Here is a 23589-nt window from a genome sequence, read left to right on the forward strand (position 1 = left end):
GAAAATTGAGAAAGGCAGCCCATGTTAGTGTTCTGGAAGGCGCGGCTGGTGCTTTTGGCGGTCCCCAAGACGGGAACGACGGCGCTGGAACAGGCGCTGTTGCCCTATGCGGATTCGGCAATTCTCAACCCGCCGCAGCAAAAGCACTGCACAGTCCGGCGCTACCGGAACCAGGTGCAGAAGTTTTTCGAGCAGCGCGGTCAGCGAAAGCTTGAGCTGATGGCGGTGGTCCGAGAGCCCGTCGGCTGGCTTTCCAGTTGGTATCGTTACCGGGCGCGCGACGATATTCGCGGCAGTGCCAACTCGACTGCCGACGTCAGCTTCGATGAATTCGTGGACGCTTGGCTGCAAGAATCTCCGCCGGATTTTGCCAAGGTCGGGCGTCAGTCGCGCTTTGTGGCTGAGGAGGATGGATCGCTTGGCGTGGATCATCTGTTTCGCCATGATCAGTTGGATCGCGCCGTTACTTTTCTTGAAGGTCGGATTAATAAAAAACTGAAGGTCGGCCGCAGCAATGTGTCCCCAGCCCGCGACGTCGGGCTATCCGCGGCCATGGACGCCAGGTTGCGCAAAGAGGCCCCCGAGGAATTCGCCTTGTGGGAGCATCTGGGCGGCGCACGGACTTAATGCAACTGTTGCCGGACGGTGTCTGTCAGATCGGTTAACGAAAACGGTTTCGGCAAGAAGACAGAGCCCGGAACGCCAATTGATCCTCCCTCCATCGCATCTTCGGCGTAGCCCGATACGAACACCACCTTGGTTTCGGGGCGTTCTTTCAGGGCTTCGCGCACCCACGTGGGGCCGTCCATGCCCGGCATGATGACGTCTGTCACGAACAGGTCGATCTCCAGCGTATCATCGGAGAGGGTTTCCAAAGCCTCCTCGGCGCAGGCGGCTTCAAGAACCGTGTACCCCCGGAGCCGCAACGCCCGTGACGCGAAGGCACGAACCGGCGCCTCATCCTCCACCAACAAAACCACACCGGGGCGGCCGCCGTTGACTGGATCGTTGATCTCGGTGGCCTTGGCCTCAATCACCTTGGTCGGCTCTTGCAAATTGGCGTTCACGTGGGCGGGGATATAGATTGTGAATGTGGTGCCCGAGCCCACGACGCTATCCACGAAGATATAGCCGCCAGTTTGCTTGATGATGCCGTAAGCCATTGAAAGGCCGAGCCCCGTCCCCTCTCCGGTTCGCTTCGTAGTGAAGAAAGGTTCGAAGATTCGGTTCAACTTGTCGGCGGGGATGCCGTGTCCGTGGTCGCGCACGCGGATCGTCACGTAAGCACCATTGGGCACGATAACTTGGTCACGGGCCATGGGCGAGGTCAGATGCACCATGCGCGTTTCAACACGAACCTCGCCGCCATCGGGCATCGCATCACGAGCGTTCACCACGAGGTTCATGATCACCTGATCCAACTGCCGCCGGTCCGCCCGTATGGGCTGCAGGTCCGGATCGTTGGACAACGACAGGGAGATCTTCTCTCCCACTAGGCGATTGAGAAGGTGCGTCAATTCACTGATGGTATCGCTGAGATCCATAACCTCTGGCTCCAGCGTCTGCTTGCGCGAGAACGCCAAAAGCTGTCCCACAAGGCTCGCGGCGCGGTTGGCGTTTTGGTTAATCTGCACCAGATCCGCGTAATCGGGATCGCCCTGATCGTGGCGAAGCAGCAACAGATCACAATGGCCGGTGATCGCGGTCAGCAGGTTGTTGAAATCATGGGCCACACCGCCCGCAAGTTCGCCAATCGCCTGCATTTTCTGGCTTTGAACGAACTGTTGTTCCAGGTTCTTGAGTTCCGTCGCGTCGTGTAGCACTGCCAGCAGCGACGGCCCCGTGCCGTCAACAATCCGGCTTAATGAAATCTGTAAAAACGTCTCGTCCTTGCGCTGCTTCGCCCGCGCTACTTCGGATCGGTTCGGGACCCGTTCGGCCAGGGAATCTGCGATCCAGTCACCTACGGGGCGGCCCAAGTTAACCACGAATTGCGACATCGGCCCCGTGACCGACGCGTCGATCCCCAACAGAGCCTGGGCGCGGAAGTTGGAGGCTAACACCTCTCCGTCCGCGCTGATGTGCAAAAGCGCTACGGGCAATGATTCAAAGGCCCGCGCGGCGACCGAGGCGGCGGGCGGCTCGGACAGACCGGGGATGGCGTAAACCTCCCTACGGCCGTCCTTCGAGGGAACAACGATGGGAATGACCTCGATACTGCCGTTCACGCTCGAAAGACTGGAGCGCCTCCCCGCCACAAGCGGTTGATCTGGAAATACATCTTCAAGGGTCGTGGCTCGGCGGCCCAATACTTCGCGCATCGCGGAGTTCATCGACAGCACGGTGTCATTGTGGCTGACAACCATCATTGGCAGGCCGATCCATTCCCCATGGCGGGAATTGGCATCTGCCAGATCGTCCATGCGCCAAATCACACCGCCGTTTAACCGGTGCGCCGCCAAGCGCACTGTCCCGCGCGGTGTCACCACTATTTCATGGGCGGAAGGGCGGCGACCCATGGCGGTTTCCTGCCGGAACACCACCGCCGCCGCATTGGGTAACACGCCCGCAATTGCGCGCGCCATGGGCTGACCCAGTCGGTCACCAAATCGACGCTCTGCCGACGCATTCTGCAAGACAATTGCGCCGTCTTCGTCGGTGCAAAAGCACGGGGAAGGATCATGGTGAATAAGGGTAAATGCCGCTTGAAACGTGTTCTGAACCCGCCACGTGCGCCAGATATCGCGTAGCGTCACCAACCCCGCCGCCGCCAAAAAGCCACCGGTCGCGGCCATCAAGCCGAAACGCAGTTCAGCCACGGGCGCCAGAAGCGTCGCGCCCCCCGCAACAATGCCCAAGACCAGCAAAACGACAGGCTGAACAAAGGGTTTGATCCCGCGTGCGTCCTTGATAACCCGATCCGCCGTCTCGTCTGTCACAGTCTCAATCGCTTTCCAAAGGTCAGAGGCCCGTCCCGAAACGGCCCTCTCAATCATCCCAAGGGTTTCGACCAAAAGGGTTAAATTAACCTTAAGATTACCTATAAACGAGCCTGTCTGAAAATGTGCCGCCTGGCTAGGGAATGTCGCGCACGAGTTCTGCCGTAAAGAACCCGTCAGAGGCCGTCAGGGGCGTATCCCCATGGGCTGGACCGGCGCGCCAGCCCTTGTTCCGCGCCAAGAAGGCCGCGACTTGCGCCTCATTTTCGGCGTCAAACAACGAGCACGTCATATAGATCAAACGCCCGCCCTCGGCCACAACCTTTGCCGCCTCATCCAATATCTGAGCCTGCGTTTCGATCAAACTTTCAAGGGCTTCCGGCGTCAATCGCCACTTCGCCTCCGGGTCACGCCGCCATGTGCCGGACCCCGAACAGGGCACATCGGTAACCACCAGATCAAACGGCCCACGGGTAGAGATATCGCCGGTTTCAATCGACATGATCCGCACCCCGGCGCGCTCGGCCCGTGGCGCGAGGTCTGCCATGCGTTGAGGTAACGCGTCATGGGCGAAAATCGTGGCATCACAACGGTCTGCAATCGCGAGGGCCTTGCCCCCGCCGCCCGCGCAATAGTCCAGAACTGCACCGCTTTCCGGCCAGTCAACCCGCCCAACGGCCGCTTGAACCGACAGGTCCTGTGGCTCTACCAGACCATTCATATAGGCCATGGTTTGGCGCAACCGCCGCGCCCCTTCTGTCACTTCCAGGGCGGTCGGGACATCGGGGTGCGGGCGACAGGTCAGGCCTTCGCCGCCAAGGGCCTCCTGCGCCGCCTCTCGGGTGCCGCGCCGCAAGTTCACGCGCAGCCACAACGGCGCCCGTTGCGTGAAGGTTTGCAGCAGGTCTGGCAGCGCGTCCCCGGCGCGGGCTTGCAACAGGGGCAAGGTCCAGTCGGGCACGTTCAAGGCTGGATCAGCGGCGGATTGGTCCGCGTGCCTTTCCGCCTCGGACAACGGCTCGGGCGCATGCCCAATCCCCGAGAATATCGCGTCGATATCCGCGCCTTGCGCCCTCACCAACCCAAGGATCAACCCGCGCCCGGTGGCATCCCCCAGCGCCTCGCACACGCCCTTTTGCCGTAACACGTCATAGACGTGATCGCGCACCGATGCCCGGTCCTTGGAGCCCGCATACCGCGCCCCTCGTGCCCAACGGGTCAGGGCCTGCTCCACGGGGGTGCCGCTTAGCCAAGCCTCCAAAACCTCTATCGCTGCCGAATAACGGGCCGCAGGTTGCATCTTAATCCACCACTTCAACTACAACGCGTAACGCCCTTATCCCGCGCGATAATTTGGGCTTTCGCGGGTGATCTGAACGTCGTGCACATGGCTTTCTTTCAGGCCAGAACCGGTGATCCGCACGAACTGACAGTTCGACCGCATTTCGTCCACCGTCGCACTGCCCGTGTACCCCATTGCGGCCCTCAGGCCACCGATCAACTGATGCACGACCGCGCCCGCGGACCCCTTGTAAGGCACCTGCCCCTCGATCCCTTCCGGCACCAGCTTGTCGCTGGCTGCATCCTTCTGGAAATACCGATCGGCAGAGCCGCGGGCCATGGCACCAAGGCTGCCCATGCCGCGGTAAGACTTGAACGAGCGGCCCTGATACAGAATCACCTCTCCGGGGGACTCGTCCGTGCCCGCGATCATGCTGCCAACCATGGCGCAATGGGCGCCAGCCGCGATCGCCTTGGCAAAATCGCCCGAGAACTTGATGCCGCCATCGGCGATCACCGGCGTATCGCCCGCCGCCTCGGCACAATCCGAGATCGCAGTCAGTTGCGGCACGCCCACACCCGCCACAATCCGCGTGGTACAGATAGAGCCCGGCCCGATCCCCACCTTGACCGCATCGGCACCGGCGCCAATCAACGCGCGCGTGGCTTCCCCGGTGGCAACATTGCCCGCCACCACCTGCACCTCATTGGACAGGGATTTCACCCGCTCTACCGCCTTGGCCACCCCCTCCGAGTGGCCGTGGGCCGTGTCGATCACGATCAGGTCGCAGCCCGCGTCGATCAATGCTTGCGATCTCTCGAAGCCCGCGTCGCCCACGGTGGTGGCCGCTGCCACCCGCAAACGGCCCAACGGGTCCTTGCACGCCTGCGGGTTCAGCACCGCCTGCTCCGTATCCTTCAACGTCAGAAGGCCGGTCAACGCGCCCGCCCCGTCGGTAATCAGCAATTTCTCGATCCGACGTGCGCGCATCAGGCTAATCGCCTCGTCCCGGTCAGCCGGTTCACGCAATACAGCCAGATTATCCGACGTCATCATCGCCGCGACCGGCGTCGCGTCATCCTGGGCAAATCGCATATCTCTGTTGGTCACAATCCCCAGAACCCGGCGGTTCTCGTCCACCACCGGAAAGCCCGAGAAGCCATAGCGCTCCATCAACGCCTTCGCGTCGGCCAATGTCTGGTCCGGCGTCAGCGTGACGGGGGAATAAACGATGCCGCTTTCAAACCGCTTCACGCGGCGCACTTCGCGGGCTTGCTGCTCAATATCCAGATTGCGGTGGATAACGCCCATACCACCGGCCTGCGCCATGGCAATCGCCATGCGGGCTTCGGTCACCGTATCCATGGCGGAACTCAACAACGGAATGTTGAGAGAGATGCTCTTTGTCACGCGCGTACGCGTATCGGCGTCCGACGGCAGGACCGAGGATTTGCCGGGAACCAGCAGAACATCATCGAATGTGAGGGCCTCGCGAATCTCCATCTGGGTGCTCCTTGGAGGGGATGTCGGTTGGCACGTCGCTATCCCATGGGGTGGGCTCAGGGGCAAGACCTAAATCTGGTGCGCTTTACGCGTCATCCCCCTCCCGACCCCGATAGCCCGTGGCCACCACGAACTTCTCGGAACTATCGGCGCGCGACGCGCCCGGCTTCACATTGGCCACCTTCTTGAACCGCTGTTTCAACAATGCCTGCAAAGTGCCCTCGGCCCCTCCGGCCAAGACCTTGGCCACAAAGGTGCCACCGGGCTCCAGCACGTCGAATGCCAATTCCGCGGCTGCCTCGCACAACGCCATGATCCGCATGTGATCCGTCTGCTTATGCCCCGACGCCGACGCCGCCATATCACTCATCACCACGTCGGCCCGCCCACCAAGCCATTCCTTCACCTTCAGATCCGCATCGTCTTCCATGAAGTCGAGCTGATGTAACTCGCACCCCGCAATCGGCTCCATCTCTTGCAAATCGAGCCCGATGATCCGGCCAACAGCCTTGCCAGACTTCTCGCCCAAAGCGTTCACGCGCTTGACCGCGACCTGACACCATCCGCCCGGCGCACAGCCCAGATCCACCACCCTCGCGCCCGGCACAAGGAAACGGTACTTGTCGTCCAGATCAATAATCTTGTAAGCCGCCCGCCCCCGGTAGCCGTCGCGCTTGGCGGCGGCCACATATGGATCGTTCAGCTGCCGCTCCAACCACCGGGTCGAGCTCAACTTGCGCCCCCTCGCGGTCTTCACCTTCACCTTCAAATCGCGCTGCCCGCGCCCGCTCGTGTTCTTAACCATCGCCACAACCCTCGCGCCAATGCGCTCTTTCACCTTGGCAAATACAACTCATGCACGCCGTATAGATCCAACCGGTCCCATGACAATTATTCACAGGCCCCGCCACCCGTCCCGCCCAAATTTTCGTAGAAAATTTGCACGCGCGATGACGCAGTCAGCGCAAAACCTCAGTAAGGCCCATCTTCCAGAACCCCGTCCCGGCTCATCTGCGCATACAACAAGCCCTCTCTGAGCCCCCGGTCCGCAACCGACAACCGGTCCGTTGGCCAGGCCCGTAACAGCGCCTGCAAAATCGCGGCCCCAGACATGATCAACGTCTGCCTATCGCGCCCAATCCTCGGGTCCCTGCGCCGTCCGTCGGGGCCCAGCGCCAGATAGCCATTGATAACCGTATCAATCTGGGTCGAGGTCATTCTTAACCCGTCCACCTTGTTGCGATCATACCGCCGCAACCCCAGGTGCGAGGCCGCAACCGTCGTCACCGTCCCGCTGGTTCCGATGATCTGGAACCCCTCCAGGGTCTGCTCCGCCGCGTCCGTATAGGGCGAAAACTCAGCCAATTGTTCTTCAAAGTACCACGACATCAACGCAAACCGCGCCCCGTCGTCGGCCACATCGTCATACATATCCTTTAATGTAGCCACACCCAGCGGGATCGAGATCCAATCCACAACCTTCGCCCTTGGAAAGATGCTGTCGTCGTAGTCAAACCCCTGATGCAGACGCATGATCGCCTTGGGCCGCTCCAGCTTGGGCACCCGGCTCAGGTCAATCCACACCAACTCGGTGGAGCCGCCGCCGATATCGACCACCAGCAATTGCTCAGTTCGCGTGGACACCAGCGGCGCGCAGGACACCACCGCCAGCTGCGCCTCTTCCTCGGGCTTGATGATCTCCAACTCAAGGCCCGTCTCTCGCTTCACCAGCCCGATGAACTCCGTCCCATTCACGGCACGGCGACAGGCTTCCGTGGCCACCAGACGTGCCCTCTCAATCTCTACCCGATGCTTGGACAGCTTCTTTTGGCAAATCTTCAACGCCCCCACGGCGCGCGCCATGGAGGCTCGGCTCATCCGACCCGAGGCTTCCAGCCCCTGTCCCAACTGCACCGATTTGGAAAACGAATCCACCACGTGCAGTTGGCTCCCCTTGGGTTGAGCAATCAGCATCCGGCACGAATTCGTGCCCAAATCCAAAGCCGCATATAGATCATCAGGATCGGGGCCACTTTTGTGACTTTGGGCGGGGGGCGGGGTGCGCCGTTCAACAGTCGGGGCCGCGCCCGGCTCTCCTTTCGGGATCACGGGGGCGACAGGTCTGGGGAACGGGCCATCTCCGCCGGGGCGCTTTTGCGACATCGGGCTGTGGCCTTTCCGAATTGGGTTGCCTTCAACCTAACTGCTTCACCCGTTTCAAACAATGGGCCAGATCGCCTGTTGCCCCCTCGTCGCTCTCGAATCGCTGCCTATCCCGTTGCCTCATGAAGATGATGAAGAATATGGGTCGCCGCCCCTCTGGCCTGCCTTGCGACGGGGCGACTATGGTGCGCCTCGGGGCAAGCAGGTCGTTATGACAGCCCGTGATGTCGAAAACAGGCCCAGCACGGCGTAATCCGCCGCTTATGGTGCCAGCAACTGGGCCGGATTCGGGCCCCAACACCGGAGAGCTCACCATGACCGCCATCACCCATGTCTTCTGGCGCGATATCCCCGCGCAGGTGATTATCGGCAAAGGCCGGTCTGGTGCGAAAATGCCGTTGCCGGAACGGTTTGAGCAAGCCATCGACCGCGCCGCGATGAAAGTCGGGGCCAGGGACGATGACGCCTATCTGGCCGGGTTCCACCGGGTTGTGGTGGGCGAGGCGGACGGCGACTTGAAGGAAGCCGCCGCCGCCGAGGCTGCCAAACTCGATGCCGCCTACGACAATGACCGGTTGAAAGCTCTGATCAACGCCGAAGGGTATGACCCTTCAAAGCCTGCTTAATCCCTTGCCCACCCTCCGGGAGACCCTCATGGCCCTTCTCAATTTCCGCAAATCTGCCCCCGGCCCCGTGGCCTCCAGTGCCGCTATGGAGGCACTCCTGAAGGGGTACTCGATCGAGGTGATGCCCCGCACCGCAGAGAAGGTGGACGATTTCCGCCATTACCTGCCCGCCGGCACCCGCGTCTACATCGCCCATATCGACGGCACCCCGATCGAAGATATGGTCGCCACGGCAAAACGCATTCGCGCCGAGGGCTATGAGCCGATGCCCCACTTCGCCGCGCGCTCCATTCCCGATGCTGCCACTCTGACCGATTGGATCGCCCGCTATCAGGGCGAGGCCGACGTGCGCCAGGGTCTGATCCTGGCAGGCGGCATCAGTGAGCCACGCGGCGACTTTCACGCCTCGATGCAATTGCTCGAAACGGGTCTGTTCGACAAAGCAGGCTTCACCCACCTGCACGTCGCGGGCCACCCCGAGGGCAACCGCGACATCGACAAAAGCGGCGACGCGGGCGTGATGGAAGCGTTGCGCTGGAAGCAAGCCTTCAACGAGCGTTCCGACGCCTCCATGGCCATGGCCACGCAATTCGCATTCGAGGCGGGCCCCGTCATCGCCTGGGCCGAGCGCTTGGCCGCCGAGGGGATCACCCTCCCCATCCATCTGGGCATCGCTGGCCCCGGCAAACTGCAAACGCTGATCAAATTCGCCATTGCTTGCGGCGTGGGCAACTCCCTTCAAGTGCTGCAAAAGCGCGCCAAGGATGTCACCAAGCTGCTGATGCCGTTTGAGCCCACTGACATCCTGGCGGAACTGGCAACCTACAAGGCCAGCAATCCCGATAGCCTGATCCAATCCATCCACTTCTTCCCCCTTGGCGGCATCAAGACCAACGCCAATTGGGCCATCGCCAATGGCGGTGCCTCTGCGGCGCCCGTGACTCCCCTACCTGAAAGCAAATAAATGACCCGCACTGTTATCGAGTCGAAGACCAAAACCACCGTGATCGGCTTTGACGAGCCGTTCTGCGTTATCGGTGAGCGGATCAATCCGACGGGCCGCAAGATCCTGAACCAAGAACTTGAGAACGGCGATTTCAGCCGGGTGGAGGCCGATGCCATCGCCCAGGTCGCCGCTGGCGCCACGGTGCTGGATATCAACTCGGGCGCCGTCTTCTCGGGCAAGATGGCCGAGGACCCGCGCTATGCCGACAACAACTTTGTTGAGCCGCCCCTGATGAAACAGTTGATCGAGGTGGTGCAAGCCGTCACCGATTGCCCCTTGTGCATCGACAGCTCCGTTCCCGGCGCGCTGGAAGCCGGTCTTGCCGCCGCCGAAGGGCGCCCGCTCCTGAATTCCGTGACCGGCGAGGAAGAGAGGCTGGAACTGGTTCTGCCGCTGGTCGCCAAGTACAACGTTCCCGTTGTCGCGATTTCCAACGACGACACCGGCATTTCCGAAGATCCGGACGTCCGCTTTGCCGTCGCCAAGAAGATCGTTGAGCGTGCCGCCGATTTCGGCATCCCCGCCCATGACATCGTCGTGGACCCCCTGGTTATGCCCATCGGCGCGATGGCCACGGCGGGGCACCAGGTGTTCACCCTTGTGCGACGCCTGCGCGAAGAATTGGGCGTGAACACCACCTGCGGCGCGTCCAATATCTCTTTTGGACTGCCCAATCGCCACGGCATCAACAACGCCTTCCTTCCGATGGCGTTTTCCGCTGGCATGACCTCGGCCATCATGAACCCCGTTGCTCTGCCCATCGGCCCCAAGAAGATCGCCGAAAAGAAGGCACTGGTAGAGGCCGCAGGCGTGGTTCTGCCCGAGGGGATGGACGATGAGGCCTTCGTAAAGCTCTTTGGAATGGGCTCCACCAAGCCGCGCCCCGGCAAAGAGATGGAGGCGATCCGCGCCGCCAACTTCCTGCTAAATCACGATGACGGCGGCGGCGCTTGGATCACCTTCAACAAAGATCCCGAAGCCGCGCCCCGCAGGGGGCGTGCTGGCGGGCGTCGCGGACGCGGCTGAGGTCTGGGGTAAGGATGTGTTAACCAGAATCGCCACAGGATGCAGGGATGAATATGCGCCCCGCCATCTCGCTTCCCTCCGCCCCTTGGGTCGATCAGGTTTTCTCCGCCAAAACCGTCAGGTATGGCGGTGTGGTCAGACGGTCGCTGCGATGGGTGGAAGCGGAAGTGGGCCGCGCCGTCTTCGAACACGAAGTGCGGCGGCGCGGTTGGCATATGGCGGAATGCAACGGCCAATTGGTCGTGTTCTGCACCACAAACCCGGTCCGCTTTTTATTCTAACAAGAAAATTCGTACGAATTTTCACACCCTGTGAATTTTCGTACGAAAATTCTGGAGCGCGTTTCGATGGCTGATACCCCCCCTCTCGTGATTTTCACGCCTTCGGGCAAACGCGGCCATTTTCCTGTCGGCACCCCGATCCTGACGGCGGCGCGGCAGTTGGGCGTGGACCTGGATAGCGTCTGCGGCGGGCGGGGCATCTGCTCCAAGTGTCAAATCGTCCCCGCTTACGGCGACTTCCCAAAGCATGGCGTTACCGTCCATGAGGGCGCGCTGAGCGACTGGAATGAGGTTGAGGCCCGCTACGACCGTATCCGCGGCTTGAAGAAAGGCCGCCGCTTGGGCTGCCAGGCCAAGGTCGAAGGCGATATCGTCGTGGATGTGCCGCCAGAAAGCCAGGTCCACAAGCAAGTGGTGCGCAAGGCGGCCTCCACCAAGCCCATCGTCATGGACCCTGCCACCAAGCTGGTGATGATCGACGTGGTGGAGCCTGACATGCACTCCCCTTCCGGTGATCTGGAACGGGTCGCTGATGCGCTGCACGCCCAGTGGAACATCGGGCCAATAACGGCCCGACTTCCCGTTCTGAAGGCTTTGCAACCGGCGCTGCGCAAGGGGCAATGGCAGGTCTCGGTGGCGGTGCATACGCCTGCGGGCAGCGAAGCTTCTGAAATTCTCGGTGTCTGGCCCGGCTACCACGAGGGCGGGCTTTACGGGCTTGCGGTGGACCTCGGCTCAACCACCATCGCGGGGCATCTTTGTGATCTCTCCGATGGTCGGGTGCTGGCGTCCTCTGGCTTGATGAACCCGCAAATCCGGTTTGGCGAAGATCTCATGAGCCGCGTCAGCTACGTAATGATGAACCCGGGCGGCGACGCCGAGATGACCGCGGCGGTCCAAGGCGCTTTGAACACGCTGGCGCTGGAAATCGCGGCAGAAGCGGGCGTCGATCCCGCTCTGATTTTTGAGACGGTGATCGTCTGCAACCCCGTCATGCACCACCTTCTGCTTGGCATCGACCCGGTCGAACTCGGCCAGGCCCCCTTCGCCTTGGCCACCTCGGGCAGCCTCACCATGGACGCCCGCGACATTGGTCTATCAGACATCGCGCCCACCGCGCAGCTTTACTTGCTGCCGTGCATCGCGGGCCATGTGGGGGCCGACGCCGCCGCTGTTGCCCTGGCGGAGGAGCCCAACAACTCTCAAGACCTCGTGCTGATTGTCGATGTGGGCACCAACGCGGAAATCCTTTTGGGGGACACCAACGGCGTTCTGGCCTGTTCCTCCCCTACGGGACCTGCCTTTGAGGGCGCGCAGATCAGTTCGGGCCAACGCGCAGCACCGGGCGCGATCGAGCGGATCGAGATTGATCCCATAACCAAAGAACCCCGTTTCCGTGTCATCGGCTCAGATATCTGGTCCGACGACCCCGCCTTTGCTGCGGATACGGAGATCACCGGGATCTGCGGATCCGGCATTATCGAGGCGGTTGCCGAAATGCGCATGGCGGGCTTGTTGGACGCCTCCGGCTTGATCGGCAGCGCCGAGGCCACGGGGACCGCACGATGCGAGCCCGCCGGCCGCGTCCACGCCTACCTGATCCATGACGCCACGGCGACGGGCGGCCCCCGCGTCACCGTCACCCAGGGCGATATCCGCGCCATTCAACTGGCGAAATCCGCGCTCTATGCCGGCGCGCGCCTGCTTATGGATCAGCGCGGCGTGGATAAAGTGGACCGCGTGGTGCTGGCCGGGGCCTTTGGGGCCCATATCAGCCCCAAGCACGCGATGGTTCTGGGCATGATCCCCGATGCGCCGCTGGACATGGTGCAATCGGCGGGCAATGCCGCAGGCCACGGCGCGCGTATCGCGCTGTGCAACCGCGCCGCCCGCACCCGGATCGAGCAGATCGTCGGCGACATCCACAAGGTCGAGACAGCGGTAGAGCCCAAGTTCCAGGAGCATTTCGTCAACGCCAACGCCATCCCCCACGCCACCGATCCTTTCCCCGAACTGGCGCAGATCGTGACCCTGCCCAACGTGGCATTCGGGGCCAGCGGCTCTGCCCCAGGCGAAGGCGGTGGCCGCCGCAGACGCCGCCGTGGATAGCGTATTCCGGCGCGTCTGCCATTGACGCGCCCGGCGGGCTCGCTTATCTCAGGCCCATACCCGGCGCGGGTATGGTGAAAAGGTATCACGGCAGCTTCCCAAGCTTTAGTTACGGGTTCAATTCCCGTTACCCGCTCCAAAAACTCCCCCAGACCGATAAAGTGCGCCGAGGTTCATCGGGACTTTGGAACGCCGCGTCCGGGGCCTTGTCTTGGCCCCCTGCCCGGTCGACGTCTGGGTTTGGTACGCATGTTGGGATGATCGCCTTCGCGGCGCAAGGTGACCCATGCGGCAACAGCGATGATCCCCAACACCAAAGCGGTGAACCCCGCGAAGGCCCAAAGCACGACGTCCATCGGGTGATTCCTCCCTCGTGTCTAAAGCAGACCGTCCACGATGCCCGGCACCTCGGCCCAATCGTCGAAGGCGGCGGTGTGGGGCAAGTTCTCCAACGGGGACTTTCTATATCCGGGGGTGTATATCAAAAACGGCACGCCTGCGCGCTCGGCGGTTTCGGCGTCCACCTCGCTGTCGCCCACATAGATCTTCGGTCCCTCGCCCAAGCCTTCGAAAGCCGCCTGAAGCGGCGCCGGATTGGGCTTGCGCCTGGCCAGCGTGTCGCCCGCAAACACCACCTCGAACCGGTCCTGCCACCCCAGATGCGCCAAGACTGCTTGCGTAGGCCGGCCGGGTTTGTTGGTGCAAAGACCCAGCCTGTGGCCCGCCGCGCCAAGGGCATCCAAGGCAGTTTCCACGCCGGGGTAGATCACTGTTTTTGTCACCGCCGCCTCGTAGTGGTGGATGAAGCGGGGCTGCAACGCGGCCGGGTCGGCCAAGTTCCGGGCACGGGCCATACGCTGCACGAACACCACCGCGCCCGCCCCTACGAACCCACGCGCCTCATCAACGCTCAAAGGGGCGGCATTCACCTCGGCCAAGGTGGCATTGGCGGCAGCGGCGATATCCGCCGCGCTATCAATCAACGTGCCGTCGAGGTCAAAAACGATGCGGGCCATGGGGTCCTCCAATGCAGCTCTGCCCCTTGAGGTAACGAGGCGTTCGGGGGAAGACAAGGCAACCAACCGGAGACTGCCATGCCCCCCTATCTCACGCCAATTTCCGCCGACGCCCTACGCGCCATCGGTATTCCCGCCCCTTGGACTTTCGGCCTTGCCGACCGGGTCCGTTTCGGAGAGTTGGACGCCGTCGGCCACGTTAACCACACCGCCTACTTGCGCTGGTTCGAGAGCTTTCGCCTGCCGTTCCTGCAAGCCCGCCATGTCACCGATTATGGCCCATCCAGCCCGCGCCTGGTTCTGAAGCAAGTGACCTGCACCTACGACGCCGAGATGTTGATGGGCGAGGATTACGTGGTCACGGGCCGGGTCAGCGCCTTTCGCAACACGTCTTTCACGATGGAATTTGCAACGTGGCGGGTGGCGTCGGATCACCCGGCCGAACAGACCGCCCACGGCGGCTGCGTCGTCGTCTTGCTGAACCGCGACGGGCCGGGACGCCACCCGATCCCCGAGGCCGGGCGCGACGCGTTTATCACCCACGACAGCGCCGTGGCCGAGGGTTAGGGGACGCTTCCGGTTTTCCGCAGTATGCATCGGCGCGAAAAATAAGGTATAATCACCATATTAATTTTATTTTTTGCCATCGGATCACAGGTTTCTGCGCTTGTTCGGCACCTTGGATCAAACGGCGCAACTTTTTTGGTCTACGCCCGCCCGTGGTCGCCCCCGCGGCTTCGGTATTTCAGAAGGAAAACACCATGACGAAAATTCAAACGCGATTGGGGCAGCTGATTGCTGCTTCAGCACTAGCCAGTGCCGCCTTCACCCTACCCGCCACTGCCGGCTTTGTCGGCGTCAGCCAATGTAACGCGGCCGGGGGCAGCTCCGAGCCGGTGTTGCACTTTGTCGATGGCGGACGCCGTCTCACTGTAGCGGTTGGCCAAGGGGGATTAACCCGCGACATCATCTTTAACGAACGCGCCGCATTGGCGTGGGCGGCGGCCTCTGGCCTGTTCCCGGAGGACAGTGTTTTTGGGAACTACGGCGGTTTTGTCTGCGGCATCCGCAGTGAAGACAGTGACCCCGAACCCGAACAACCGGCCCCGCCACAAGAGCCACCAGAGCAGCCAGAGCAGCCTCCAATTGCCGATGCCTAACAATTTGCGAGGGAAACTGCGAGAGTAGATAGCACAGGCCTAGCAATGTGGGCGGGTTCTAGACCCCGCCCACGGCCTGCACGGCCTTTACTAACGCAAGGGTGGATCCATCCTTGCCCGCCCCATCGCTTTCGCCGGTCAAGACCGGCTCTAGCGCGACGGCCAGTTCCTTGCCCAATTCCACGCCCCATTGGTCGAAGGAATTGATGCCAAGGATGACCCCCTCCACAAACACACGATGCTCGTAGAGCGCGATGATCTGGCCAAGGGTAAACGGCGTTAACTGATCGTAGAGAAGCGTCGTGGAAGGCCGGTTGCCGGCAAACACACGATGCGCGGCTTGGCGCTCCAACTCAGCCCCCTCAAGGCCCTTGGCAGCCATCATCGCACGGGCCTCGTCCATGGATCGGCCCCGCATCAGCGCCTCGGATTGGGCAAAGCAATTGGCGACCAGCAAACGGTGATGGTGGGCCAGATCGGGCTCATGCCCCTTGGCGGCCACAAGGAATTCGCAAGGCACAATCCGCGTGCCTTGGTGGATCAGTTGATAGAAAGCGTGCTGTCCGTTGGTGCCCGGCTCGCCCCAAACGACGGGGCCCGAGTCCAACTCCAACGCGGTGCCGTCCATCGCGACGGACTTGCCGTTGCTCTCCATCTCAAGCTGCTGAAGATACGCGGGCAGACGGCTTAGGCGGTTGTCGTAGGGCAGAACGGCGCGGGTGGCGTGACCCTGTACTTGATTATGCCACATGCCGACCAAGGCCAGCAGAACCGGCAAGTTGTCGGCCAGATCGGCCTCTTGGAAATGACGGTCCATGGTGGCGGCGCCGTTAAGGAAATTGGTGAAGGCATCGTGCCCCACGGCGATCATCAGGCCAAGGCCAATCGGGCCCCAAAGGGAATAGCGCCCGCCGACCCAATCCTCGAACCCGAAGACCCGCTCCGCCGGGATGCCAAAGGCACCCGCTTTCTCGGTACTGGAGGACAGGGCCACGAATTGCGCCGAAGGATCAGACACGTCTTTCGCCATCCAATCCCGCGCCGTCTGCGCGTTGGTCATGGTCTCGATCGTGGTGAAAGTCTTGGAGGCCACGATCACCAAAGTCGTTTTTGGATCAAGACCTTGCAGAGCGTCGTTCATGTCCGCGCCATCCACGTTGGACACGTAATGCAGACGCGGACCGTCATGATACGGGGCCAAGGCAAGGGTCGCCATGGCCGGCCCAAGATCCGAGCCGCCAATGCCGATGTTCACCACGTCCGTAAACCGCCCGCCTTGCCCGGCAAAGCTGCCGGAGCGTACGGCCTCGGCAAAATCCAGACAGCGGGCGCGGGTGTCCAGAACCTCGGGCATGACGTCTTCGCCATCCACCATGATTGGCCCCTTGTTTGCCCGCAACGCCGTATGCAGCACGGCGCGTCCTTCGGTTTCGTTGATCTTCTCTCCCGAGAACATCGCACTCCGCCGCGCCTCGACGCCTTTGACACGGGCCAATTCAAGCAGAAGCGACAGCGCCCCGTCGTCAATCTGGGTCTTGGAGAAATCGAAATACAACCCATCGGCGCGGACAGAAAAACGCTCTACCCGCCCCGGCTTATCAAACGATTTCAGAATGTTGCGGTCCTTCGTTGATGCGCCATGCGCCCGCAGTTCTGACCAGAATTCGCCCATTTCCACTACTCCGCCCAATGCACCGTGGCCCCAGACAGAACCGCCGCAATCGGCGCCTCTTCCGGGGGCAGTTTCAGCGCCCGTTCCAATGCTTCGCGTTTCTCTGTGCCCGTGATGACCACGTGCTTGTTGATCGCGTCGTTCAATACCCGCGCCGTCAGGGTGATCCGCGGCTCGCCCGCGCCCTCTGCGCGCATCGGCATCAGCAACGGCGCGTCCGCGGCCAAGGCCGCCTCCAGATTATCCGCGCCGGGGAACAGGCTGGCGGTGTGCATATCCGCGCCCATGCCAAGCAGCAGGACCGAGATCGGCAAATGCCCCTCCAGCCCCTCTGACAGCGCGTCCATGCTGTCTTCCGCACTTGCGTCATCCTTAAACAATGGGATGAGCGTCGCGCCAGATGCCTTTGATACCAATAACTTTTTCTTGAGAAGCGTGGTGTTGGATCGAGGGCTATCCTCGCCCACCCAACGTTCGTCATTCAGCACGACTGAAACGCGGTCCCAGTCCAAGGCCTGTTCACTCAACACATCGAAAATCGGCCCCGGTGTGGTGCCTCCCGGCACGCACAGCGTCGCCCGGTCATTGCCACGCAGCGCTTCGGCCAGCTCTGCGGTTAACCGATCGGCCAAGTCCAGCATCATCATCTCACGGTCGGCGTATTCGACAAAATCCATCATGCGATATCCCTCCAGCGGCGGCCGTCACGGTGCAACAGCATGAGTGCTTCTTCCGGGCCCGAGCTGCCGGTTTCATACTGCACCGGCTTTTCCGCCCGCTCTATCCAGCCTTCAATGATCGGGTCGGTCCACGCCCAGGCGGCCTCGACCTCATCGCCTCGCATGAACAGCGTTTGGTTGCCCCGGATGACATCCATGATCAGCCGCTCATAGGCGTCCGGCACATGGCCCACGTCGGAGCCCAACGCGTCCGCAAACGACATGTCCAGCGGCACATCCACCAGACGCATGCCCCCCGGACCCGGCTCCTTGATCGTCACCCGCAGGTCGATGCCCTCGTCGGGCTGCAACCGGATCGACAGGACATTTGCCCGGCTTCCGGCGTCTGCCTCGAAGATCGAGTGGGGCGTATCCTTGAAGTGTACCACAATTTCGGACCCGCGTGCCTTCATGCATTTGCCCGTGCGCAGGTAAAACGGCGTGCCGTTCCAGCGCCAGTTGGCAATGTGCAGCTTCATGGCGATGTAGGATTCCGTGCGCGATGCCGGGTCTTCCACGTCGTCCAGATACGAGTGCTTCCCCTTGTACTGCCCGCGCACGATGTCCGCAGGAGCCACAGGATCAAGGGCCCGGATCACCTTGAGTTTTTCGTCTCGAACAGCATTGGGCTCAAACTTGTTGGGTGGCTCCATCGCCGTCAGGCAAAGCAGTTGCATCAGGTGGTTCTGCACCATATCGCGCATCGCCCCGGACTTGTCGTAATAGGCCCCGCGCCCGCCCACGCCGACCTCTTCGGCCACGGTGATTTGCACGTGATCCACGTATTGCGCGTTCCAAAGGGGCTCGAACAGCACATTGCCGAAGCGGATCGCCATAAGGTTCTGGACGGTCTCTTTGCCGAGGTAATGGTCGATCCGGTAGATCTGCGTCTCGTCAAAATGCTCGGCCAGCGTGGCGTTCAGGGCCTTGGCCGAGGCAAGGTCACGCCCGAAAGGTTTCTCCACCACGATCCGCGCGTCGCTGCTGGCGATCTCAAACGAATGAAGCCGCTCTGCCAGCGCACCAAACAAGCTCGGGCCGACCGAAAAGTAGAAAGCCTGCGTGACCCCGTCGCGCATCTTGCCCTTCAGTTCTTTCCAGCCACCATCGCCCATGGCGTCAATCGCCAGATAATCGAGCCGCTCCAGAAATGCAGCGATCAGCGCCTTATCCAGTTCCGCCTTCGGCAGAAATTCCTTCAGCGCCTTCTCGACCCACTTAGCCCATGCGGCAGCGTCTTGCTCGGTCCGCGCAGCACCGATGATCCGCGCCTCCTCCGGCATCTGCCCATCACTGAAGCGCCGAAACAATGCCGGCAGGATCTTGCGCCGGGCAAGATCGCCCGTACCGCCGAAAATGACCAAATCAAACGGTTCAACCGGAATGACGCGCGAGACCATGGAGGTCCTCCTCGATTTGCGTTAGCGCTAACGGCGCCCTTCTAACTGACACTGCAACCGAATGTCTAATAAAACCGACGCAGCCATCAACATCGCGTCAATCGGCGCCGAAATCGGCAACGATCAGGCCGATATCGGTCGAAACAAAAGCGCCCCATATCGCCCCATCTAGGGCTGCATCGCGCAAATCAACTCAAACATGATCGACGCCCCAAGCCACGCCGTAATCCCGCCGTTGTCGAAGGGCGGAGACACCTCAACCAAGTCAGCCCCGATCACGTCCAACCCCCTCAGTCCCCGCACGCAAGAGATCGCCTCGAACGAAGTCGGCCCCCCCACTTCCGGCGTTCCCGTGCCCGGCGCGTAAGCGGGGTCAATGAAATCAATATCGAACGAGACATACGTGGGCGCGTCCCCTACAACATCGCGGCAAATCTGCATCACCTGCGGCCAGCCGCGTTCCATGCATTCCTCGATTGGCATGATCCGCACGCCCTTTTCATGGCCGTAATCGAAATCCGATGTGTTATAGGACGTGCCCCGCATCCCCGCCATCACGCAACGCTTGGGGTCGATGCACCCTTCCTCAATCGCTTGGCGGAACGGGTTGCCGTGGGTCAGGGTCTTGCCACCAAAATACGGCGGATAGAGATCTGTGTGACTATCCAGCAGCACCAACCCAAACGCTTCGCCGCGCGCCGCGCGCAACTCTCTCAAAACGGTCAGCGTGCACAGATGATCGCCCCCCACCATGAACGGCGTAATCCCCTGTCCCAATACACCCGCCACGAAAGCCTGCGCATTCTCCAAAGCTTCATCCTGATCCACGGGCGACATCGCCACATCGCCCAGATCAGCAATGCGCTGCGCCTGAAACGGCAATTGCCCCGTGGCCCGGTTCATCTCCCTCAACATGGTCGAGGCATCCCTCAGCGCCCTTGGCCCATGGCGCGCGCCCGGCCTGTTCGACGTCGCCCCATCCCAGGGCAACCCAAACACCCCGATATCCACCTGTTCTCGCTTCGGATCTTCAGCCGCCAGATAGGGCAACCGCATGAAAGACGGCACCCCGGCATAGCGGGGCAAATCAGTGCCCGAGGGCGGCTGGAAAAACGGATCGGCCATGGGGATTCCTTCTCAAACTGTCCCGGCTCAAACTGTCCCGGCTCAAATTGTCCCGGCGACGCTAACGCGCGGACCTCTCCCTGTCACCCCGCACCGCGCCCCTGCTTCATCTTGGCAAATACAACTCAATCCCGCAGCCAGCCACAGGGGCCTAAGGTTCCAATTCCGTATCCCAGTACAGAAAATCCATCCAACTCTCATGCAGATAGTTCGGAGGAAAGCGCCGCCCGTGGTTGTGCAACTCCGCCGCCTCCGGCTGCCTCGGTGCGCGCCTCAACACCAAGCCCGAATGCCGCAACGATTTCGACCCCTTGCGCAAATTGCACCGCGAACACGCCGCCACCACGTTCTCCCACGACGTCACCCCCCCGCTGGCCCTTGGCACCACGTGGTCAAAGGTCAAATCCCCCGTCGCCCCGCAATACTGACAACTGAACTGATCGCGCAGAAACAGGTTGAACCGGGTAAAAGCCACCCGCTTTTGCGGCTTCACGTAATCCTTCAATACCACCACCGACGGAATACGGATCGTGGTCGACGGCGAATGCACAACCTCCTCGTATTCCGACACGATCTGCACGCGATCAAGGTAGACCGCCTTCACCGCCTCCTGCCACGGCCAAAGCGATAGCGGCAAATAACTCAAGGGGCGATAATCCGCATTCAAAACCAAAGCGGGGTTCTGCTTCAATGCCCCTGGCGACCTGATAAATGATGTCTTGAAATCAATCTCTTCGCTGGCCTGCACCTGCATCGCAAAGTTTCTCCACCCGGTTCGCCGCCATGGCTCCAGGGCGAGAGCACCCGCCCAAGCCGTCACTCCCACTATATCTAGGCGCGACCCTGGGGCAAGAAAAACAACATGATGTGGTCGCACCCTATGACTAGGGTGCCAATGCAACAATCAGATGACGATTAATCACCCGTTATCTCGGCAGTTTGTCTTTCATGAATGCCAACGCGACCGACAATCCATCGGGCGCAATCCCGTGGGCCGTGCCCTTCATGACGTGGGCATAGACCTCTTCCCACCCCGCCGCTTCCAGGCCTTCCGCGGCCTCAGGCAAAGATTGAGGCGGCACCACGTCGTCGGCATCTCCGTGGATCAACAAGACCGGGGGCCGCACAACAACCTCTTCCGCCAGCGTCTCCGGCTCCAACAACCGCCCCGAGAAGCCCACGACCGCGGCAAATTCCTCTTCCCGGCGCGGCGCCACATGCAGGGCCATCATCGTCCCTTGGCTAAAGCCCACAATCGCCGTTTCCGCCGCACTCACCCCATGTTCCTCCATGACGTGATCCAGAAAAGCGTTCAAATCCACAACCGCACGCGCCATGCCTTCCGCCGCCGCCGCCTCGCTGGATCCGTCAATCCAGGGGATCGGAAACCACTGAAACCCCGCCGGATTCATTGCCGAGCGCTCCGGCGCATCGGGGGCCACGAAAACAGTGTTGGGCATATGGTCCGCCAAAGGATCAGCCAACCCCAGCAAATCGCGCCCATCGGCACCATAGCCGTGCAAAAACACCACAAGCGAGGTTACATCCCCAGATTGCGACGCCTTCGTCCCATAATCCAACACATCACTCATATCGCGCCCTCTCGCTTTGTCATCTCCCGGTAGTAGGCCCAGAGCGCCCGGGCGGCAATGGCCCGCACCGGTGTCCAAGCCTCAGCCATCGCCCGCATGTCCTTTTCCGAGGGGCGCCTCTCCAGCCCAAACAACAGCTTTGCCCCCTCTTGCAGCGCCAAATCCCCCGCCGCGAAAACATCCGCATGGCCCAGGGCAAACTTGGCATAAATCTCCGCGGTCCACCGCCCGATCCCCGGCACCGCAATCAAAGTAGCCAGGACATCCTCCACCGGGGCCCCGCGCATCGCCCCATAATCAAGGCCCGCATCGGCCAAAGCCTTGGCATAGCGCACCTTCGGTCGTGACAGCCCGCACGCCTGCAACTGTGCCTCCGAGGCCGCCGCCACCGCCCCCTCCGCGCCGTAACCTGCCGCCAGAACCCGGCCCCATATCGCCGCCGCCGACGCGGTCGAAACCTGCTGCCCGACAATGGCGTTCAGCAACGCGCCAAACCCATCTTCCCTGCGCCGCAACGGCAGCGGGCCCGAAACCGCCTGAAACCTAGGTTCTATCCGGCACAACTGCGCAAATCCCTCGGCCACATCCGCCGCCGTCTCGATACGCGCCAAGATCTGCCCCATGCCCCCTCCTTCATCTTTTCATAAATATCGAAAATACCACCCGCCACAAATCGTGACGCCGGCTCATCTGGACGCTCCGGCGCAAACCCTATACCGCTTGCCCCATGACCGATAGCACGCTCCCCCACACCGCCCATGATGACACCAGCGCCAAGCGCAATGTAATCGTTTTAGTGATGGCCCAAGCCTTCCTCGGGGCGCAAATGCCAATGCTCTTTGTGATCGGCGGGCTCGCGGGCCTGATGATCGCGCCGTCCCCTGCCCTTGCGACGCTGCCGATCTCCCTGATCGTCTTCGGCTCCATGACCACGGCGCCCTGGATCTCTCCGCTGATGCAGAAGTTTGGCCGCAAAACCGGCTTCTACGTGGGGGCTCTGGGCGGTGCTCTTGGGGCGGCTGTGGCGGGCGTTGGCCTCTGGATCGACAGCTTCCCCGTCTTTCTTGTCGGCTCCTACTTCAGCGGCATCTACATGTCCGCCCAAGGCTTTTACCGCTTTGCCGCCACCGACACCGCCTCCCCGGCGTTCCGGCCCAAGGCGATTTCCTATGTTATGGCTGGGGGCCTGATCTCGGCCTTGATCGGCCCGCAATTGGTCAAAGCCTCAAGCGAGGCCACAGTTATTCCCTTCGTCGGCACCTACGCCTTTATCTTTGCAATCAACGCCCTCGGTGCGGTTCTGTTTGCCTTCCTGCAATTGCCGCGCCCTGAACCCGCCCGTGCCGACGCCCCCAAGGGCCGCACCCGGGCCGAGCTGTTGCGGGACCCCAAGATCATCGTCGCCATGATCTGCGGCGCGGTGTCTTATTCGCTGATGAACCTGATGATGACCTCAACGCCGCTGGCGGTGGTCGGCTGTGGCTTCACAACAGGCAACGCCGCCGATGTTGTCTCTGCCCATGTCATCGCCATGTTTGCACCGTCGTTTTTCACCGGACACCTGATTGCGCGCTTCGGGGCCACCAAGATCGTCGCGACCGGGCTGGCGCTTCTGGCCGCCGCAGGGGCAGTCGCCATGACGGGGGTGGAGCTGTTCCAGTTCTTCGCTGCCCTCATCCTTCTGGGCCTCGGCTGGAACTTCGGCTTTATCGGCGCCACCGCCATGCTGACGTCTGCCCATGCCCCTGAGGAACGCGGCGCGGTGCAGGGCATGAACGATTTCATCGTCTTTGGCGCAGTCTTCATCGCCTCGCTCAGCTCCGGCGTGCTGATGTATTCCGGTGGCGATGATGTCGTGCGCGGCTGGACTTCTGTAAACCTCGCCATGGTCCCCTTCCTGGTCCTCGCCGGGGCCGCCCTGATCTGGCTGGCGATGCGCCCGCAGGCGCGTCCCGCCTAAATCCCCTCCG

The 23589-nt window shown here is 61.8% G+C and carries 22 protein-coding genes and 1 tRNA gene; 10 read left to right on the forward strand and 13 right to left on the reverse strand.

The annotated features are described in order from the left end of the window. Positions 1-21 precede the first annotated feature (21 nt). Complete coding sequence (locus AADW23_RS14890) at positions 22-627, forward strand: gamma-glutamyl kinase (RefSeq protein WP_341861726.1); 606 nt, start codon at positions 22-24, stop codon at positions 625-627. Here AADW23_RS14890 and AADW23_RS14895 read toward each other — a convergent pair. The 5 genes from AADW23_RS14895 to AADW23_RS14915 all read right to left on the reverse strand — a co-directional run bounded on the left by AADW23_RS14895 (position 624) and on the right by AADW23_RS14915 (position 7887). Next, on the reverse strand, positions 624-2996 hold the full coding sequence (locus AADW23_RS14895) for an ATP-binding protein (RefSeq protein WP_341861727.1): 2373 nt from the start codon (positions 2994-2996) through the stop codon (positions 624-626). The genes AADW23_RS14890 and AADW23_RS14895 overlap by 4 nt on opposite strands. Positions 2997-3075: 79 nt before the next feature. After that, the gene (locus AADW23_RS14900) at positions 3076-4239 is read right to left on the reverse strand and encodes an RsmB/NOP family class I SAM-dependent RNA methyltransferase (RefSeq protein ID WP_341861728.1); all 1164 of its coding nucleotides are present in this window, start codon (positions 4237-4239) and stop codon (positions 3076-3078) included. Positions 4240-4275: 36 nt separating this feature from the next. Then, positions 4276-5724 carry an IMP dehydrogenase gene (gene guaB / locus AADW23_RS14905; RefSeq protein WP_341861729.1) on the reverse strand — a complete coding sequence of 483 codons (1449 nt, stop codon included), beginning with the start codon at positions 5722-5724 and terminating at the stop codon, positions 4276-4278. An 85-nt stretch (positions 5725-5809) separates the two neighbouring features. Continuing rightward, positions 5810-6529: an RlmE family RNA methyltransferase gene (locus AADW23_RS14910; RefSeq protein ID WP_341861730.1), complete on the reverse strand. Its 720-nt coding sequence runs from the start codon at positions 6527-6529 to the stop codon at positions 5810-5812. 167 nt (positions 6530-6696) lie between these two features. Further along, entirely contained in the window at positions 6697-7887 is a 1191-nt protein-coding gene (locus tag AADW23_RS14915; RefSeq protein WP_341861731.1) for a Ppx/GppA phosphatase family protein, read from the reverse strand. Positions 7888-8201: 314 nt separating this feature from the next. Between AADW23_RS14915 and AADW23_RS14920 the strand changes: the two genes are divergently transcribed. From AADW23_RS14920 to AADW23_RS14945, 6 genes are all read left to right on the forward strand, one after another. After that, the gene (locus AADW23_RS14920; protein WP_341861732.1) at positions 8202-8513 is read left to right on the forward strand and encodes a virulence factor; all 312 of its coding nucleotides are present in this window, start codon (positions 8202-8204) and stop codon (positions 8511-8513) included. A 28-nt stretch (positions 8514-8541) separates the two neighbouring features. Next, positions 8542-9477 (forward strand): methylenetetrahydrofolate reductase, encoded by a 936-nt coding sequence (locus tag AADW23_RS14925; protein ID WP_341861733.1) that lies wholly within the window; start codon positions 8542-8544, stop codon positions 9475-9477. Beyond that, on the forward strand, positions 9478-10545 hold the full coding sequence (locus AADW23_RS14930; RefSeq protein WP_341861734.1) for a dihydropteroate synthase: 1068 nt from the start codon (positions 9478-9480) through the stop codon (positions 10543-10545). It begins immediately after the preceding gene. 47 nt (positions 10546-10592) lie between these two features. Beyond that, complete coding sequence (locus tag AADW23_RS14935; RefSeq protein ID WP_341861735.1) at positions 10593-10826, forward strand: N-(5'-phosphoribosyl)anthranilate isomerase; 234 nt, start codon at positions 10593-10595, stop codon at positions 10824-10826. Positions 10827-10892: 66 nt separating this feature from the next. After that, positions 10893-12935, forward strand: coding sequence for an ASKHA domain-containing protein (locus AADW23_RS14940; protein WP_341861736.1), 2043 nt, complete (start codon positions 10893-10895; stop codon positions 12933-12935). A 65-nt stretch (positions 12936-13000) separates the two neighbouring features. Further along, positions 13001-13074: transfer RNA gene (locus AADW23_RS14945), tRNA-Gly, on the forward strand. A gap of 238 nt (positions 13075-13312) precedes the next feature. On the opposite strand, the gene gph is transcribed toward AADW23_RS14945, so the two are convergent. Then, positions 13313-13951: a phosphoglycolate phosphatase gene (gene gph / locus AADW23_RS14950; protein WP_341861737.1), complete on the reverse strand. Its 639-nt coding sequence runs from the start codon at positions 13949-13951 to the stop codon at positions 13313-13315. 78 nt (positions 13952-14029) lie between these two features. On the opposite strand from gph, the gene AADW23_RS14955 reads away from it, so the two are divergent. Both AADW23_RS14955 and AADW23_RS14960 read left to right on the forward strand, forming a co-directional pair. Then, positions 14030-14518: an acyl-CoA thioesterase gene (locus AADW23_RS14955; protein WP_341861738.1), complete on the forward strand. Its 489-nt coding sequence runs from the start codon at positions 14030-14032 to the stop codon at positions 14516-14518. 194 nt (positions 14519-14712) lie between these two features. Next, entirely contained in the window at positions 14713-15111 is a 399-nt protein-coding gene (locus AADW23_RS14960) for a hypothetical protein (protein WP_341861739.1), read from the forward strand. A gap of 58 nt (positions 15112-15169) precedes the next feature. Here AADW23_RS14960 and pgi read toward each other — a convergent pair whose 3' ends face one another. From pgi to AADW23_RS14995, 7 genes are all read right to left on the reverse strand, one after another. Beyond that, the gene (gene pgi, locus AADW23_RS14965) at positions 15170-16783 is read right to left on the reverse strand and encodes a glucose-6-phosphate isomerase (RefSeq protein WP_341861740.1); all 1614 of its coding nucleotides are present in this window, start codon (positions 16781-16783) and stop codon (positions 15170-15172) included. A 5-nt stretch (positions 16784-16788) separates the two neighbouring features. Further along, a complete protein-coding gene (pgl, locus tag AADW23_RS14970) occupies positions 16789-17460 on the reverse strand; it encodes a 6-phosphogluconolactonase (RefSeq protein WP_341864341.1) in 672 nt (223 codons plus the stop codon). Then, positions 17460-18902, reverse strand: coding sequence for a glucose-6-phosphate dehydrogenase (gene zwf, locus AADW23_RS14975; protein WP_341861741.1), 1443 nt, complete (start codon positions 18900-18902; stop codon positions 17460-17462). The genes pgl and zwf overlap by 1 nt, the downstream gene beginning before the upstream one ends. A gap of 168 nt (positions 18903-19070) precedes the next feature. Beyond that, a complete protein-coding gene (speB, locus tag AADW23_RS14980) occupies positions 19071-20027 on the reverse strand; it encodes an agmatinase (protein WP_341861742.1) in 957 nt (318 codons plus the stop codon). 151 nt (positions 20028-20178) lie between these two features. Continuing rightward, entirely contained in the window at positions 20179-20781 is a 603-nt protein-coding gene (locus AADW23_RS14985; protein ID WP_341861743.1) for an HNH endonuclease, read from the reverse strand. Positions 20782-20953: 172 nt separating this feature from the next. After that, positions 20954-21619 (reverse strand): prolyl oligopeptidase family serine peptidase, encoded by a 666-nt coding sequence (locus tag AADW23_RS14990; protein WP_341861744.1) that lies wholly within the window; start codon positions 21617-21619, stop codon positions 20954-20956. Then, positions 21616-22242 carry a DNA-3-methyladenine glycosylase 2 family protein gene (locus AADW23_RS14995; RefSeq protein WP_341861745.1) on the reverse strand — a complete coding sequence of 209 codons (627 nt, stop codon included), beginning with the start codon at positions 22240-22242 and terminating at the stop codon, positions 21616-21618. Before AADW23_RS14995 ends, AADW23_RS14990 begins: the two co-directional genes overlap by 4 nt. Positions 22243-22346: 104 nt before the next feature. On the opposite strand from AADW23_RS14995, the gene AADW23_RS15000 reads away from it, so the two are divergent. Further along, positions 22347-23579 carry an MFS transporter gene (locus tag AADW23_RS15000; protein ID WP_341861746.1) on the forward strand — a complete coding sequence of 411 codons (1233 nt, stop codon included), beginning with the start codon at positions 22347-22349 and terminating at the stop codon, positions 23577-23579. Positions 23580-23589 lie beyond the last annotated feature (10 nt).

Origin of the sequence: Gymnodinialimonas sp. 57CJ19 (assembly GCF_038396845.1) — a bacterium.
Classification (GTDB): domain Bacteria; phylum Pseudomonadota; class Alphaproteobacteria; order Rhodobacterales; family Rhodobacteraceae; genus Gymnodinialimonas.